This is a genomic window from Vibrio sp. 10N.237.312.B06 (genome assembly GCF_041464685.1).
In the GTDB taxonomy this organism is placed as follows: domain Bacteria; phylum Pseudomonadota; class Gammaproteobacteria; order Enterobacterales; family Vibrionaceae; genus Vibrio; species Vibrio tasmaniensis_A.
Map to the genome: position 1 here is coordinate 1 of NZ_JBFSPI010000057.1, position 17,157 is coordinate 17,157.

The 17,157-nt window shown below is 42.4% G+C and carries 12 protein-coding genes; 5 read left to right on the top strand and 7 right to left on the bottom strand.

Going from position 1 to position 17,157, the window contains the following annotated elements:
- Positions 1 to 598: 598 nt before the first annotated feature.
- On the top strand, positions 599 to 1,315 hold the full coding sequence (locus AB6C75_RS15405) for a FadR/GntR family transcriptional regulator (protein ID WP_102257332.1): 717 nt from the start codon (positions 599 to 601) through the stop codon (positions 1,313 to 1,315).
- A gap of 205 nt (positions 1,316 to 1,520) precedes the next feature.
- On the opposite strand, the gene AB6C75_RS15410 is transcribed toward AB6C75_RS15405, so the two are convergent.
- The 4 genes from AB6C75_RS15410 to AB6C75_RS15425 all read right to left on the bottom strand — a co-directional run bounded on the left by AB6C75_RS15410 (position 1,521) and on the right by AB6C75_RS15425 (position 4,996).
- Positions 1,521 to 3,023: a tripartite tricarboxylate transporter permease gene (locus AB6C75_RS15410; RefSeq protein WP_102257331.1), complete on the bottom strand. Its 1,503-nt coding sequence runs from the start codon at positions 3,021 to 3,023 to the stop codon at positions 1,521 to 1,523.
- 9 nt (positions 3,024 to 3,032) lie between these two features.
- Entirely contained in the window at positions 3,033 to 3,488 is a 456-nt protein-coding gene (locus AB6C75_RS15415) for a tripartite tricarboxylate transporter TctB family protein (RefSeq protein ID WP_029222392.1), read from the bottom strand.
- 85 nt (positions 3,489 to 3,573) lie between these two features.
- Entirely contained in the window at positions 3,574 to 4,500 is a 927-nt protein-coding gene (locus AB6C75_RS15420) for a tripartite tricarboxylate transporter substrate binding protein (RefSeq protein WP_102257330.1), read from the bottom strand.
- A 25-nt stretch (positions 4,501 to 4,525) separates the two neighbouring features.
- Positions 4,526 to 4,996, bottom strand: coding sequence for a hypothetical protein (locus tag AB6C75_RS15425; protein WP_017080997.1), 471 nt, complete (start codon positions 4,994 to 4,996; stop codon positions 4,526 to 4,528).
- A gap of 1,060 nt (positions 4,997 to 6,056) precedes the next feature.
- Between AB6C75_RS15425 and AB6C75_RS15430 the strand changes: the two genes are divergently transcribed.
- The 3 genes from AB6C75_RS15430 (at position 6,057) to AB6C75_RS15440 (ending at position 11,932) form a co-directional block, all read left to right on the top strand.
- Complete coding sequence (locus AB6C75_RS15430; RefSeq protein WP_102257329.1) at positions 6,057 to 7,835, top strand: sodium:solute symporter family transporter; 1,779 nt, start codon at positions 6,057 to 6,059, stop codon at positions 7,833 to 7,835.
- A 550-nt stretch (positions 7,836 to 8,385) separates the two neighbouring features.
- A complete protein-coding gene (locus AB6C75_RS15435; protein ID WP_102257328.1) occupies positions 8,386 to 9,267 on the top strand; it encodes an NAD(P)-dependent oxidoreductase in 882 nt (293 codons plus the stop codon).
- Positions 9,268 to 10,399: 1,132 nt separating this feature from the next.
- The gene (locus AB6C75_RS15440) at positions 10,400 to 11,932 is read left to right on the top strand and encodes a polysaccharide lyase family 7 protein (RefSeq protein WP_371695837.1); all 1,533 of its coding nucleotides are present in this window, start codon (positions 10,400 to 10,402) and stop codon (positions 11,930 to 11,932) included.
- A gap of 220 nt (positions 11,933 to 12,152) precedes the next feature.
- Here AB6C75_RS15440 and AB6C75_RS15445 read toward each other — a convergent pair whose 3' ends face one another.
- Positions 12,153 to 12,911: an oligogalacturonate-specific porin KdgM family protein gene (locus AB6C75_RS15445; RefSeq protein WP_372108106.1), complete on the bottom strand. Its 759-nt coding sequence runs from the start codon at positions 12,909 to 12,911 to the stop codon at positions 12,153 to 12,155.
- Between the two features lie 519 nt (positions 12,912 to 13,430).
- On the opposite strand from AB6C75_RS15445, the gene AB6C75_RS15450 reads away from it, so the two are divergent.
- Positions 13,431 to 14,468, top strand: coding sequence for a polysaccharide lyase family 7 protein (locus AB6C75_RS15450; RefSeq protein WP_371695836.1), 1,038 nt, complete (start codon positions 13,431 to 13,433; stop codon positions 14,466 to 14,468).
- Between the two features lie 331 nt (positions 14,469 to 14,799).
- On the opposite strand, the gene AB6C75_RS15455 is transcribed toward AB6C75_RS15450, so the two are convergent.
- Both AB6C75_RS15455 and AB6C75_RS15460 read right to left on the bottom strand, forming a co-directional pair.
- Positions 14,800 to 16,167, bottom strand: a complete 1,368-nt coding sequence (locus AB6C75_RS15455; protein WP_372108107.1) for an MATE family efflux transporter — start codon at positions 16,165 to 16,167, stop codon at positions 14,800 to 14,802.
- Between the two features lie 149 nt (positions 16,168 to 16,316).
- On the bottom strand, positions 16,317 to 17,039 hold the full coding sequence (locus AB6C75_RS15460; RefSeq protein ID WP_139684996.1) for a FadR/GntR family transcriptional regulator: 723 nt from the start codon (positions 17,037 to 17,039) through the stop codon (positions 16,317 to 16,319).
- Positions 17,040 to 17,157 lie beyond the last annotated feature (118 nt).

Below are 17,157 nucleotides of genomic sequence, written 5' to 3' on the forward strand. Positions count from 1 at the left end.
TTCTACAATCAAAAATTCTAACGAAGTTATCGAGTTTTTTAACAAGCTAGGGTGACCAGTTATTTATTACGATTGGTATCACACACATACCGTTTAACGATGGTGTGTGCTGATGTGGTGCTTTGCGGGAACGAAGCGCCATATCATGTTCGATTGTAAGGGTGTTCGCATCTAAGTAACTGAACGAAATTAATGTCGATGACAAAGAATATCGGAAATAAGTCAAACCGAGTAACTCGTTGTGAGTTGCTCGGTTTTTTTATGCGTGTAGGAAAGAGGCTGATGTAATTTGGGAAGGGGATCTCATTTAATAATCTCTGGCGGTTAATGAATTGCGCTTCTAAAGGTGTACCTTTTTTCCATGGTTTTTCGAGGCTGTGCTGGTGGTTTTCATACCGATACAGAGAGGGTTAGTTTTGAGTACGGATTTATGAGTGATTTAAGATAACGTTTCTCACAGGATGTTTTTTAAATCTCTGATTATAAAAATTTGCAGGTTGTGATTCGTTTGGATTTTACTCAATTGGCTGTAGGTTGAAATACTGTTATAGTGGTCCTTAAATAATACATAAACATAACATATAAAATAAGTGAACTTATGGTTACCACTTTTAATTCAATTTCGGGGTCGAAGCGCAGCCTGCACGTGCAAGTAGCGCGTGAAATCGCTCGTGGAATCTTGTCTGGCGAACTGCCACAAGGTTCTATTATTCCTGGTGAAATGGCGTTGTGTGAACAGTTTGGTATCAGCCGAACGGCACTTCGTGAAGCAGTTAAACTATTGACCTCTAAAGGTCTGTTAGAATCCCGCCCGAAAATCGGTACTCGTGTAGTGGATCGCGCATACTGGAACTTCCTTGATCCTCAACTGATTGAATGGATGGACGGCCTAACCGACGTAGACCAATTCTGTTCACAGTTCTTAGGTCTTCGCCGTGCGATTGAACCTGAAGCGTGTGCACTGGCGGCAAAATTTGCGACCGCTGAGCAACGTATCGAGCTTTCAGAGATCTTCCAAAAGATGGTCGAAGTGGATGAAGCTGAAGTGTTTGACCAAGAGCGTTGGACAGACATTGATACTCGGTTCCATAGCTTGATCTTTAATGCGACAGGTAACGATTTCTACCTGCCATTCGGCAATATTCTGACGACCATGTTCGTTAACTTCATCGTGCACTCTTCTGAAGAGGGCAGCACATGTATCAATGAACACCGCAGAATCTATGAAGCAATCATGGCTGGTGATAGTGATAAGGCACGAGTTGTTTCTGCGGCACACTTGCAGGATGCCAACCACCGTTTGGCGACGGCGTAATAGAAATAATCTAGAGCGTAGATGAGTCACTTCATATAGAGATGAACAGCATTACGCTCAGATAAACGACTTAAAAGGGTATGCCAAGTGCATACTTTTTTGTTGTCTACCGTTTACGAAAATTGGCTGCTTTCATGTATGAAAAAAGCCAGAGACTGTTGTCTCTGGCTTTGAGTTCTTTGAATATTATAGCTTAAACAAGCGGCTAATCATGATGTTCGTAAGTTTGCTTTTGTTTCTGCTTTTTCTTCATTTTTAACGTTGAATAAACCGAGAATACAGCTAACACGATAAACGCGAGAGCAATAGGGCGCTCATAAAGGAAAGACCAACTGCCATCGTACATCAGCAGTGATTTCCTAAGGTTTGTTTCTGCCATTGGCCCTAAGATGATCGCAAGCAGAATTGGTGAAGACGGAATATCCAGTTTAGTTAAGATAAAGCCAAGTAGACCGAAACCGATTGCAATACCCACATCAAACATCGAGTTGTTAATTGCGTAAGCGCCGACAATTGAAAGGAAGACAATGATTGGAATCATGATGATCTTCGGTACTTCAATGATACGGCAGAAGAAACGAATACCCAGTAAACCAATCACTAGCATCACAAGGTTAGCAACCAACATCGAGCTGAATACGCCATAAACCACTTCGGGGTTTTGGGCAAACAGCAGAGGCCCCGGTGTTAAACCTTGAACAATGAGTGCGCCTAAAAGAACCGCTGCCACAGCATCCCCCGGAACGCCAAGTGTTAACAATGGAACTAACGAACCACCCGTTACACCGTTGTTTCCAGATTCGGCTGCTGCTAGACCTCGTACTGATCCTCTACCAAACTCTTCGGGATTTTTCGATGAACGTTTTGCTTCGTTGTAACAAACGAATGCCGAAATATCAGCACCAGCACCCGGTACAGAACCGATGGTTGTTCCCATCAAACCACTTTTTATTGCGGTTGGTAGCATTTCTTTAAGGTCGCCTTTGCTCAATAATTTGTGGTCAAACTTCGGCGCGACGACTTTCTTTTCAGAGAACAGTTTCTCTAGCTGGTTTAATGCTTCAGATAGAGCGAACAAACCAATCAAAACAGGGATGACATTGATTCCGCTGTAGAGATCCATGATGTCAAAAGTAAACCTTGGCACACTGCTGATTGGGTCGAGCCCAACGGTAGAAACCAGTAGTCCAATCGTACCCGCAAGTAGCCCTTTAAAGATGTTGTTCGAAGAAACGCTCGCAATGATAGTTAAACCAAACAGAGCAAGTGCGAAGTACTCTGGAGCATTAAAACGAAGTGCAAAGGTCGCTAATTTAGGCGCAATGGCAATAAGGACGATAGTACTGAGTAACCCGCCAATGAATGAAGCAACAGCCGAAATACTTAATGCTCTTGCTGCTTGTCCTCTCACAGCCATGGTGTGGCCGTCGAGTACACTTGCTGCAGACGCTGGTGTCCCTGGTGTTTTAAGTAGTATTGCGGCAATAGAACCACCGTAAATGCCACCAATGTATACACCAATTAACATCACGAGGGCTGACGTCGGTTCCATGCCAAAGGTAAACGGAAGGAGAATCGCAACGCCCATCGTCGCCGTTAGACCGGGTAGTGCGCCTAAAATTACGCCGCCCAGTACACCAAAAACAAGGACAGGTAGCACTGCAAAACTCACAGCGGTTGCGAGACCATCGATTAGATATTCAAACATTATGACCACCTATGACCAGGTTGCTTCAGGAAGCGCGATGTAGAACACCTCGCCAAACAAATAGTAAACCGCAAACACAAAGACAACGGCGACAACGTAGTAGATTGGCTTCTTAACTTTGAAGTAAACGAGGTAGAACATAAAGGCAATCAAACTCGCGTAAAGGTAGCCAACCACACTGATGAGTAATGCGTATCCAATAAGAAAGGCCACGCCGAAGATCGACATCTTGCTTATCATCGCTTCTTGTTGTTCTGGAACACCTTTGAGTTTGTGCTGAACGATGAGAACAATACAGATAGCAATTTGAGCAATCACAATCATCATCGGGAAGAATTTTGCATCAACACTTGCATCTTGATACATCGGACGATCAAACTGAGTAATCAACGCGAGTGCTATTGCGCTTAGTATGATGATTATGGAAGGGAAAACGACATTCCGATTTAAGTTGGCGTTAGACATAGAATTTACCCCTAAAAAGTAAAGCAAGGGAAAGGTACATACCGATAAAAAAGGCACAACTGATCGTTGTGCCTCTGGATGAATGTTATTGAATTAGTTCAGTAAGCGATTTTGTATCTTCGGAAACGAACGTAGTGAAGGCTTTATCGTCAAGGTTGTGGATAGTCATTGCGCCTTTTGCCATGAAAGACTTGAACTCTTCACTTGCCATTGCTTCATCAAATACCGCACCTAGTTTCTCGATTACTGCATCCGGCGTATCTTTTGGAGCGCCGATACCACGCCATGTTCCTGTTACTACATCAATACCTTGCTCTTTCAAAGTAGGAACATCGGGAATGTACTGAATACGTTCTTCAGACATGACACCTAATGCTTTTAGTTGGCCTGAACGAAGTTGAGCGATAGCTTCACCCGGTGTCACCATGGTTACGTCTGTGTGGTGGCCCAGTACTGCAGGAATCGCTTCAGATGCACCGTTATAAGGGATAGCGTTGAGTTTAATATCTTGGTCTTTTTCAAGAGACATTAAGTAGAAGTTTGGCGCAGCGGTTGAAGCAAATTTCACGCTACCAGGTTTTTCTTTGGCTTCTTTAATCAGATCATTAATGGTGTTGTATGGGCTATCTGCTGCAACTAATACGACCGCTGGGTCGAGGTTTACTAAGCGAATGAGTCTAAAATCGTCTGCGGTATGGCGCATCAAACCCATTTGAGGGAGCGAAGCGATTTCACGAGTGACTACTGTCAACGTGTAACCATCAGCGCGCTGCTGAGCACCAAAGCTCATACCTACGGCACCCGCACCACCCGTACGGTTCATGATTGAAATGTTTTGTCCTAAAATGTCTTTCGCACTATTTGCAAGGGTACGGCCAACGGCATCTGTACCGCCGCCCGCGCCAAATGGGACAACTAAGCGAATGTTTTTGCTCGGGTAGTCTGCTGCAATCGACGTTGCAGAAACAAGTATGCCAGCTGCCAGCATGATGGATTTCAATAATTTACTCATAGTAAGTTCCTTCTGTTTCTAATTATTAGCGATATGTTTTTGTAGGGTTTTCTGCTTTTTCTGTTTGGTATTCGTGCATTGCTAGCTGTTCAATAGCTACCGCTATCCAGCCACTGATCAGCATGTCATACCATTGTTGTACGCCACTGCAGGCAACAACCACGTTTCCGTAAACAAACGAACCATAAAACAGTAAGTCTTCGTCACGTAATGAAGATGGGTGTTGAGAATGAAGTGTTAGATTGCTTGTCGATTCTCGCCATGCTTGCTGAGCTTTCTTACGAGCAAGGTGATCAAACTTGATAGTCCAGTTATCAGGGGTTCCCAAAGACTCTTCATAAAGAATGGCGTCTTCGAAAGAGGCTTCCCAAGGCTTGAGGTGTGGATTCATAACGACAATATGCAGTTCTTTTCTATTGGTTCTTTCAAACAGCTTGTCGATAGAGGGTTTAACGATATCGATAGCATCTTGAGTGATATCTTTCATTGAGCGCATGCCACATGTCCTTATGTTTGAATGTTTAATATAGAATATTGTATGACAATTTTTCTTCAATTGATGAAGCTCTGGAAGTCGCTTTCGATCACAAGTAGAAGTCTCCTAAATAGACTTCAGTCTTGTTTTAACCATGATGTTAAGAAATTAGTGTGATGTTGGTCTTTTTTAGGCGTGATATGAATAGGTGTCGTTTCAGTTCGATTGCGGCTGATTATCAGAATGTGAATGTCAGTGCTTATTGGCGTGACTGTGTGAACTAATTTGCCGTGGAAAGTTGAGCGTAGCAATCGGATATTGGATTAAATTATCGGATAGATATGAACACCTTAGATAATTTATGCTTTAAAATTTTAGAGTCGGGTCTTTGACATTTTACGTGACAATATGCGTTTGTTTTCGTGACGGATTCTTAAAGTCGATAGTAGTAAAATTAAGTGAACTTGTCGGTTTTCATGATTGGATTTTTCTTACATCAATTCTACTAAGTGCCATTTTTATTAATTAATTTAATTTAAGGTGTTGAATTTTAATGAGTATTAAGTTTTTTAGGAAGATTGATTTACAAAGGTAAGGTAGGGCTTAACGTTGAGTTTGTTATTCAGTTGCAAAGTCATCGTATACGCATGTTTGTCGTTCCGTTACTTGTTAACCAACTAAATTTAATAGGTGGAACTACGTATCCTATATAGATCAATATCGGTTTTTCATTAGGTAATCAAGTTGCCATTTGATTGGTTTATTACCAATGTGAAGCGTACCTCTTTATCATTATTTACAATATAAGTCGCGGTCTGCTAAGTATCCAATTCCGCCCAATTATTATAATAAGAGAAGTAATAATTGGGGCCTATTTCCGCAACTTAAGCTCTCAATCACCCTGGTTATAGGTGATATGCAAGGTATCTAGAGGGATGTATATTTGATAGCGATCACTTGTATGATGAATGATTTTACAGATATATAGATCGCGGTCACTTATTTGGAGTATTGTACTACAAATGATTTCGCTGTTTACCTATAGTCCGTGTAACAAATTACAACGGACAAAGGATACACGATGGAACTCAACACGATTATTGTCGGCATTTATTTCCTATTCTTGATCGCGATAGGTTGGATGTTTAGAACATTTACAAGTACGACTAGTGACTACTTCCGCGGGGGCGGTAACATGTTGTGGTGGATGGTTGGTGCAACCGCTTTTATGACTCAGTTTAGTGCATGGACATTCACCGGTGCGGCAGGTAAAGCGTATAACGATGGTTTTGCTGTAGCGGTCATCTTCGTAGCCAACGCATTTGGTTACTTCATGAACTACGCATATTTCGCGCCGAAATTCCGTCAACTTCGCGTTGTTACTGTAATTGAAGCGATTCGTATGCGTTTTGGTGCAACCAACGAACAAGTATTCACTTGGTCTTCAATGCCGAACTCAGTGGTATCTGCGGGTGTGTGGTTAAACGCATTAGCAATCATTGCTTCCGGTATCTTCGGTTTCGACATGAACATGACTATCTGGGTGACTGGCCTAGTGGTATTGGCAATGTCGGTTACAGGTGGTTCATGGGCGGTAATCGCATCTGACTTCATGCAGATGGTTATTATCATGGCGGTAACGGTAACTTGTGCGGTTGTAGCGGTTGTTCAAGGTGGCGGTGTTGGTGAGATTGTTAACAACTTCCCAGTACAAGATGGTGGTTCGTTCCTTTGGGGCAACAACATCAACTACCTAAGCATCTTTACGATTTGGGCATTCTTCATCTTCGTTAAGCAGTTCTCTATTACTAACAACATGCTTAACTCTTACCGTTACCTAGCGGCTAAAGACTCAAAGAACGCTAAGAAAGCTGCACTGCTTGCTTGTGTGTTGATGTTGTGTGGTGTGTTTATTTGGTTCATGCCTTCTTGGTTCATTGCAGGCCAAGGTGTTGATTTATCAGCGGCTTACCCGAATGCAGGTAAAAAAGCGGGTGACTTTGCTTACCTATACTTCGTACAAGAGTACATGCCAGCAGGTATGGTTGGTCTATTAGTTGCCGCGATGTTTGCAGCGACAATGTCTTCAATGGATTCTGGTCTAAACCGTAACTCAGGTATCTTCGTTAAGAACTTCTACGAAACAATCGTTCGTAAAGGTCAAGCATCTGAGAAAGAGTTAGTAACCGTATCTAAAATTACTTCAGCGGTATTTGGCTTCGCTATTATCCTTATCGCACAGTTCATCAACTCGCTTAAAGGTTTGAGCCTGTTTGATACGATGATGTACGTAGGTGCGTTAATCGGTTTCCCTATGACTATTCCTGCATTCCTTGGTTTCTTTATTAAGAAGACTCCGGATTGGGCTGGTTGGGGTACGCTAGTTGTTGGTGGTATCGTATCTTATGTGGTTGGTTTTGTTATCGACGCAGAGATGGTAGCAGCGGTGTTTGGTCTTGATACTCTAACAGGACGTGAATGGTCTGATGTTAAAGTTGCGATTGGTCTCATTGCTCACATCACGCTAACCGGTGGCTTCTTCGTACTATCTACAATGTTTTACAAGCCTCTATCAAAAGAACGTCAAGCGGATGTTGATAAGTTCTTTGGCAACTTAGAAACACCATTAGTCGCTGAATCGGCAGAGCAAAAAGTGTTGGATAACAAACAACGTCAAATGCTTGGTAAACTGATTGCGGTAGCGGGTGTTGGTATCATGCTGATGGCTCTTCTGACTAACCCAATGTGGGGGCGTTTAGTCTTCATCCTATGTGGTGTGATAGTGGGTGGTGTCGGTATTCTACTTGTGAAAGCGGTCGATGACGGCGGCAAGCAAGCTAAAGTTGTAATTGAAAGCTAATACATAGCGAAAACTTAGATAGAATGCGACGACTCGAAAGGGCGTCGCATTTTTGTTTTACAGATTTTAATCTTTATCAGCAAATGCTCATGACATTAGCTTTCAAGTGAGAAAGTAATCTATGCCGCGATAGAGAGTAGAAAAATATTCTAGATGGGATGAGCAGCTTAGTTGGCCAGCCACATTGTAGGAAATTATCAGCTAAGCCTTGAGCCTTTATCTAAGCTTTTGCTTATGAAGCAGGGCATAGGCGGCAAGAGCAAGACTTTTCCACCCAAGCAAAATTAATTTAAACGTAACTGCGTAATGAATCTGTTGTGACTGTTAATAGTATGACATATAGCGCTTGTTATTTTACCGATGAACGGTTTTTAACCCATCATAGAGTTTGGGGAAATATAAAACGTGGCTGTATTCTCTCTTAAAGTGAACCCCCGTCACAACTTGCATCGAACCTTCGAATCAATGCCCTAAAACTATTGCGTAACGAGAAAGACGTAGTTATTATAATAGGCATATAATCATACAATACTATATTTGGAGTTTGAACATGACTAAACCTGTAATCGGTTTCATTGGCCTAGGTCTTATGGGCGGCAACATGGTTGAAAACCTACAAAAGCGTGGCTACCACGTAAACGTAATGGATCTAAGCGCTGAAGCCGTTGCTCGCGTTACAGATCGCGGCAATGCGACTGCATTCACTTCTGCTAAAGAACTAGCTGCAGCAAGTGACATCGTTGAGTTTTGTCTTACAACTTCTGCTGTTGTTGAAAAAATTGTTTACGGCGACGACGGCGTTCTAGCGGGCATCAAAGAAGGCGCAGTACTAGTAGACTTCGGTACTTCTATCCCTGCTTCTACTAAGAAGATCGGCGCAGCTCTTGCTGAGAAAGGCGCAGGCATGATCGACGCTCCTCTAGGCCGTACACCTGCACACGCTAAAGATGGTCTTCTGAACATCATGGCTGCTGGCGACATGGAAACTTTCAACAAAGTTAAACCTGTTCTTGAAGAGCAAGGCGAAAACGTATTCCACCTAGGTGCTCTAGGTTCAGGTCACGTGACTAAGCTTGTAAACAACTTCATGGGTATGACAACTGTTGCGACTATGTCTCAAGCTTTCGCTGTTGCTCAACGCGCTGGTGTTGATGGGCAACAACTGTTTGATATCATGTCTGCAGGTCCATCTAACTCTCCGTTCATGCAATTCTGTAAGTTCTACGCTGTAGATGGCGAAGAGAAGTTAGGTTTCTCTGTTGCTAACGCTAACAAAGACCTTGGTTACTTCCTTGCACTTTGTGAAGAGCTAGGTACTGAGTCTCTAATCGCTCAAGGTACTGCAACAAGCCTACAAGCTGCTGTTGATGCTGGCATGGGTAACAACGATGTACCAGTAATCTTCGACTACTTCGCTAAACTAGAGAAGTAATCGACGTACGACCTCGCTAGGGTATTGCCTGTCTGTTAGGCGGCGATACCTCAGCGAGGTTCGTTTTTTATCTACACAAAGTCTTATCTACAAGCCCGTCTCATCCAAATTCCGATTTATCTGCAATTCCGCTTTATCAAAAGTTCCCTGTTTGCTCCCACGGCTTCACTCTTTCTCGCAAAGTCCGTTATCATCAGCTCTACTCTTCTAGCTCTACCTTTTTGCTTCTGTCTGTTCTGCCTGAGTTAAACTCTACCTGTTTCTCGTCTCATTTAAGCTCAGCCTTTCAATGTTTCAATGTTTCAATGTTTCAATGCTTCTTGCTAACACTTCATTTCCTTCGAAACTCTTTGTTATAGACGCGCATTGTTAGATATAAACTGACTCACCATTCTCATATATTTCAAAGTAACGTTGATGTGTGGTCGTTCGCGCGGATGAGCAATCACGTCCTCAATCGTCAATGAAAAGCAAAAAAAAGCCCACACAGCTGGTGACTGTGTGGGCGTATTCGGACTAGCCGTCTGGACAAACCAATGAGCAAGACAAGTGAAGTAACGATTAACGAGATCCCCCGACAGTTTCTACATTAAACGTGTTCAATGACCTTAAAGCACGTTGCTTCAATTACCACTTTGAATTGCACAAAAGTATCCAGAAAGAACTTAAGTTATGATTCAAACACACCATACCTTAAGGGTAATTGTATTACAAATAAATCTAAGACTTGAATGGTTTTAGTGAATGCTTAGTTGATAAAAATGTGACTTGGCACTCGTTTTATGTCGAAACTCGACGAGTTTTTTAAAAGGGAACAAGTTTATGACTTAGTTCTATTTGAGATTTATAATCTTCCTACTCTCTGGTGTTCTTAGCTTTTGCGAGAGGGTAAGGTGCTCTTAGCTGTTGCTAGTGACCATAATTTACCTCTCAACACACTTTTAAATCAGAAAGCCTCTATGGAGTTGCGTATCTTCTCATTTCTTTTATTAATCGATATATTTGTATTATAAAAATATGTAAGATTTGAACTTATCGAGATGATGAAGTTAGATAAACGGCTTTAGTGTCATCATTGTCGATCTCGTTTTAGCTCTTAATGCTGCACCTTAAATACAATAATGGATTTCATATGAAACAGGTCAATATAAAAAGCGTCTTAGCTGTCTCTATCATTCTCGCAATATCTGGTTGTGCTTCTCACACCAAGTCAAATATTTTAACGCCGACCGCTATTACGGCTAGTAGTCACGATGGTAATGGCCCTGATCGGATCTTTGATCAAGATATCACGACTCGTTGGTCTGCAAACGGTGTCGGTGAATGGGCAATGCTAGATTACGGTTCGGTGATTGAAATCGATGCGATTCAAGCATCCTTTAGTAAAGGGAACCAACGCCAATCTAAGTTCGATCTGCTCGTCAGTGTTGATGGCGAAAACTGGACAACGATTTTAGAAGGTCAATTAAGCTCGGGAAGAGTGATTGGTTTAGAGCGTTTTCAGTTCCAACCAGTGCAAGCACGCTATGTAAAATATGTAGGTCACGGTAACAGCAAAAACAGTTGGAACTCAGTTACTGAGCTTGCAGCAATTAACTGTGGAATCAATGCTTGTCCGGTAAGCCATATCATTACCGACGATGTGGTTGAAGCTGAGAAAGTGGTGATCGCTGAAATGGCCGCAGCAAGTAAAGCTCTTAAAGAAGCTCGTAAAGATTTACGTAAAGGTAACTTTGGGGAACCTGCGGTATATCCTTGTGAAACCACCGTAAAATGCGACACTCGTATTCCTTTACCAGTACCGACTAATCTACCCAAGTCACCAGTTGCGGGTAATGCACCAAGCGAAAACTTCGATCTAACGACATGGTATTTGTCTCAACCTTTTGACCACGATAAAAATGGCAAGCCAGACGATGTCTCAGAATGGAACCTAGCGAATGGTTATCAGCATCCAGAAATTTTTTATACAGCAGACGATGGTGGTTTGGTTTTCAAGACATACGTAAAAGGTACACGTACCTCAAAAAATACTAAATATGCACGTACAGAGATGCGTGAGATGCTACGTCGTGGTGATACGTCTATTAGCACTAAAGGTGTCAATGAGAACAACTGGGTATTTAGTTCGGCTCCGGTTGAAGATCTAAAAGCTGCAGGCGCGATTGATGGTGTTTTAGAAGCAACGCTTAAGATTGATCATACAACGACAACCGGTGACGCGCACGAAGTTGGCCGTTTCATCATTGGTCAGATACATGATAAAGATGATGAGCCCATTCGTCTTTACTACCGAAAATTACCGAACCACGAAACAGGGACGGTTTATTTTGCTCATGAGAATACCAACGAAGGCACAGATAACTATTTCAACTTAGTCGGAGACATGACAGGAGAGATCGGCGACCAAGGTATTGCACTTGGCGAGACGTTTAGCTACCGCATTGATGTAAAAGGTAACACGATGACTGTTACGCTAATGCGTGAAGGCAAAGATGACGTTGTTCAAATGGTTGATATGAGCGAAAGTGGTTACGATCAAGGTGGGCGTTACATGTATTTCAAAGCGGGTGTTTACAATCAAAACATCAACGGTGAGCTTGATGACTATGCCCAAGCGACATTCTACAAAATAGCGACGTCGCACGATAAATATCAGGAATAACGAGTCAGCTGCACATACAAAAATGGCCGCTAGTACTAGCGGCCATTTTTTGTTGTTTTTATTGGTTAGTTTCTATTGTATTTCGCTATTCCCATAATCTTACGTAACTAGTTGATATTAAATTACTAAGCATGGTGGGAGGGGGTTTTATATATAAAAAAGGCTTAGATATTTTTTAAGCCTATTTAAAGCATACGTTAGATATGGTTCATGAGAGCGATTAAAATGAGTATGTAACACCAACGCGTGTTTTTAACTGACGTTCACTCTCTTCCGCTGAGCCATAATCTGATGTCCAAAATTCAACATAAGGTCTTAGATTATCGAATTTATAGCCGATTTTTACCCCTAAATCCCATTCCCAATCTTTTCCATTCGCTTTGACTTGATCTTCATAGCTTTTGACGTAGTTCGCCTCATAACTTAATTGAAGGTTTTTTAAATCTTCATCTTGGAACTTATAAGCGCCAGTCAATGTAAATTTACCTTGTTGAACCGTTTCACCAGCTAATGCTATTTTTTCGCCGTTAATTTTTGTGAGAGAACTACTTGAGCTGTCTGTATAGTTTTGGAATTCATGACGGTAACGAAGAGCCGTTGTTAGGCCGAAGTCGGCTTTATACCCAACACGAAACTGTGGTTTAAGTGTCATTTTTTCATCGCCAAACGTAATAGGCATACCTGGCTGCAAATACCATTTGTCATCTAACGCATAACGAACACCCCAATCAAATTCAGAATCTCCGCGCTCCAATTGGTTGTATATATCGCCTTCTGCATTTGGAGCAAATTTTTGTTCAACGCTAAAATATAGCTTTGTCTCATCTGCTATTTTCGTGCTTCCACCAATTTTAATACGATGCGCGTATTTATCGTCTTCATGCTTATGTTCTGCGCGGTAATCAAGAGTTGCGCCAGTCGCTGTGCCTGCAAGAAGAGTTGTAGCGATAATTGCAGCAATTTTTGTAACAGAGTTCATACCTTTGTCTCACTATTATTTTTTATTTTGGATACATCCAATATATCCGTGGCTCACAAATCAACATTTAAATGATATTGAATTAATGTATTACAAATATGGTATTTATTCCTGGGTGGTATTTCTGTGAGATCTATCAAAAGTTCCGAATATTGACTTGTTTATATAGTTAAATGTAATGAACATCTCAATTGTGGCTCTATTTTCCAAGTTAATCATGACTTGGTTCTCATATTGTTAAGCTTCAAAAATACGCCTTTTAAATTGAGTTAAAATAAGACAAATTAATTGTTTTTACGTTTACTAATGATGATGGGAACAGTCTCGACTGTTAGAAATAGCAGTCGTAGCAAAAGGCAAGGCCAGTGAATACGAGGCAGGTATTTGAAATTGGTTTAGAGATGTTGTTTTGCAGGTGACTTGTTCGAGTTAAAGAAAATCGTGATGACGAATTAGTGTTCAAAAGTAGTTTCTGTGCTGAGAGTGTACTCAGTATCTGTTAACAATAAAGGATGACTCATGTTTAAGAAAAACATATTAGCAGTGGCGTTATTAGCGACTGTGCCAATGGTTACTTTCGCAAATAACGGTGTTTCTTACCCCGTACCTGCCGATAAATTCGATATGCATAATTGGAAAATAACGATTCCTTCGGATATTAATGAAGATGGTCGTGTTGATGAAATAGAAGGGGTAGCCATGATGAGCTACTCACATAGTGATTTCTTCCATCTCGATAAAGACGGCAATCTTGTATTTGAAGTGCAGAACCAAGCTATTACGACTAAGAACTCGAAAAATGCTCGCTCAGAGTTACGTCAGATGCCGCGCGGAGCCGATTTCTCGATTGATACGGCCGATAAAGGAAACCAATGGGCATTGTCGAGCCACCCAGCAGCGACTGAATACAGTGCGGTTGGCGGAACGCTAGAAGCGACGCTAAAAGTGAATCACGTTGCGATTAACGCTAAGTTCCCAGAAAAATACCCAGCGCATTCTGTTGTGGTTGGTCAGATTCATGCTAAAAAACACAACGAGCTAATCAAAGCTGGAACCGGTTATGGACATGGTAATGAACCACTGAAGATCTTCTATAAGAAGTTTCCTGACCAAGAAATGGGTTCAGTATTCTGGAACTATGAACGTAACCTAGAGAAAAAAGATCCTAACCGTGCCGATATTGCTTACCCAGTATGGGGCAATACTTGGGAAAACCCAGCAGATCCAGGTGAAGCGGGGATAGCGTTAGGTGAAGAGTTCAGCTACAAAGTGGAAGTGAAAGGCACCATGATGTACCTGACATTTGAAACTGCTCGCCACGATACCGTTAAGTATGAGATCGACCTGAGTAAGGGCATCGATGAACTCGATTCACCTACGGGTTATGCGGAAGATGACTTCTACTACAAAGCGGGCGCATACGGCCAATGTAGCGTGAGTGAGTCTCACCCTGTATGGGGGCCTGGTTGTGGTGGTACTGGCGATTTCGCTGTCGACAAAAAGAATGGCGATTACAACAGTGTGACTTTCTCAGCACTTAAGCTGAATGGAAAATAGTTAGCAGTTAGCAGTTAATAGCTAGAGCTGATTAGATAACAGAGTAGGGCGATCGCAACGCTAGCCTCAAAGAACATGTTCAAAGGCCACTTAACACAACGTTAAGTGGCCTTTTTGTGAGTCGAGCTCGCCCCAAGCGTTTCTAGTGATGCGTTGACGGTGAATCTTATCCAATGTTTAAACGTTGGTTAACTCATATCAACCAAACCTCCAGCTACTTACTACTTACCTACACTCCAAAGTCAGGCTCCTAAAACAAAACAACCTCGCCAAGTGGCAAGGTTGTTGTCGACAGCTCAGCTAAAGCTTTTTCTGGAGCTAGGTAAGACGATTAGTCATACATCAGCTCGTCGGCTTTGTTCGCATCAAACTCTTTTAAAGACTTACGTGCTAGATGTCGGAATGGGAACGCTTTAACTATCTCTTCGAATGGTTGGATAGCAAACGCCCAAAAGATAGAACCGTCTAAACCAAAGATGATCAATACGCAAAGCGGGATTGAAACGACCCATTGGCCAGTAAAGTTGATTTTGAATACATCGGTCGTTTTACCTAGCGCTCTTAACACGTGCCCGTGAACGGTGTTGTAGCCACGAACGATCGGCAAGAAGATGTAGAGCGGGGTAATCACAGCCAGCGCTTGATAGGTAGAAGGATCCAAGTCTGGATACACATCGCCAATCACCAAACTTAATCCTGCAAACATCACCGCACAAACTACCGAAATGCCCACCGCAACATCGATACTGGTATCAACGTTTTTGGTCAGGTCATCCATTTGCTTCGAACCGATCGCTTGGCTGATCGTAATCGCGGAAGAGTGAGCCCAAGCGGTAATGAATTGAGTACCGGCACGGATCCACGGCATTACCAAGGTAATCGCTACGTAGGCGTTGATATTAAGTTGCGAGTACAGCAATTGGTAAATCGTGGCACCAATCGAAAGCATGGTCACATTTGCAGCGACAGGGAATATCTCAATGAAATGGCGACGAATGTTGGTGATGAACTCTGACTTTTCCGTATCCAATTTTAATGAAACAGATGAGTCGTAGTGAACACACAGAATCAAATACACAAGACGAATGGTGATAGCGATAACGCTGCCGAGCGCTGCACCTTGTACGCCAATCCCGTCAAAGTTTGTGAAGCCGTGAATAAGCACATAAGAGAGCACAGCGTTGATCGGCAATTCGATCAAGTAGCCTTTAAACGGAACTTTGGTTCTTCCTAACCCGTTAAACAACGCGATGATCACCTGCGTTAATGCAGTGAAAATCACCAGATATTTTGAAATATCCAGATAGTGGCTGATCTCAAGGTGAAGAGTTTTATCGTCGGTTAAGGCTTGAATCAAAGGTTGTTCAAAAAAGGTAAGTAGAAGCCAGAATATTGCTGCGACGCCAAAGTTGATGAACAATCCTGCCCAAAATGCTTTGGATAACGAAGAGGTGACACCAGAACCAACCGCACGGCTGAGAACCAGTTGCGTACCATTCGCCAGCGCCATTTGAATACCCAACACAAACGCGATGATGGTCGTAGCAATCCCCATGGCAGCAAGAGGAATCTCACCGAGCGGAGAAACCAATAGCGTGTCGATCATCAACATCGACTGCATCAATAATGCGTTTAAGGCTAGGGGCCAAGCGAGAGAGAAGTTTTTCCTAACATACGATTGCGAAGACACAAACAACACCTTATGTGTATAACCGTAAGTTTTCTCTGAGAGGACCCGAGTTCACCATTTATAGGTGAAACACTACGGTAATGGATGGTTAAAAAATGGGCACTAAAACATGACTGACTCGTGTATTGGGATGCACGAGTCAGTCTGGTAAATCTTAATTATGCGATGGCTAGTTCAACCCGAGACAGCTTTTGGTTTTCATCATCAAGTAAAGCTTGAGAGGCGATTCGAGCCTGATTCGCATTGCCTGACATAATCGCATCGTATATTGCTTTATGCTCTTCTAAACAAAAGCGACCGCCTTCGACAGAGTGGTCGATAAACTGCTTGAAGATTGTCGACAGAATGTTCGCGAACGGAATATAAAATTGGTTACCCGTCGATAGGAAGATCGTTTGGTGAAACAGGTGGTCGTTGGTTGTCCACTCTTCATAATCAAAGCCGTTTGCTGCGATGGTCATCTTTTGGAACAGAATCGAAAGCTCTTTGCGTTGCTCTACCGTAGCGTTGGATGCCGCAAGTGCACACGCTTCTGGATCAATCGCTTTTCTTAAGCCTAAGAATTGAGACAAGAAGGGTTTGGTGTCTTCTAAGTCTTGAATCCAATACAGTAATTGTGGATCTAAAAAGTGCCATTGCGTTCTTGGCTTGATACGAGTGCCTACTTTAGGCTTAGATTCAATCAACCCTTTGGCTGAAAGTAGCTTAGTCGATTCTCGAAGCGCAGTTCTGCTGACTCCAAAGATCTCACACAACTCCATTTCGCTGGGTAACTTCTGATTTTCTTCTAGCTCGCCGGACAAGATTTTGCGAGCAATTTGTCTCGCTACTTGAACATGAATTCGGCGGCTTGAATCTTCCACCAATGTAAATATTGACATTTAAACCACCTGAAATTGAAACTTTAAAAACAAAAAAAGCCAGACGAATTTGGCGTTTTGGTGTCAGTGTATACGTCTAATATAGTGTGAGGTTTTCCCTCATCGAATAGTACTTTTT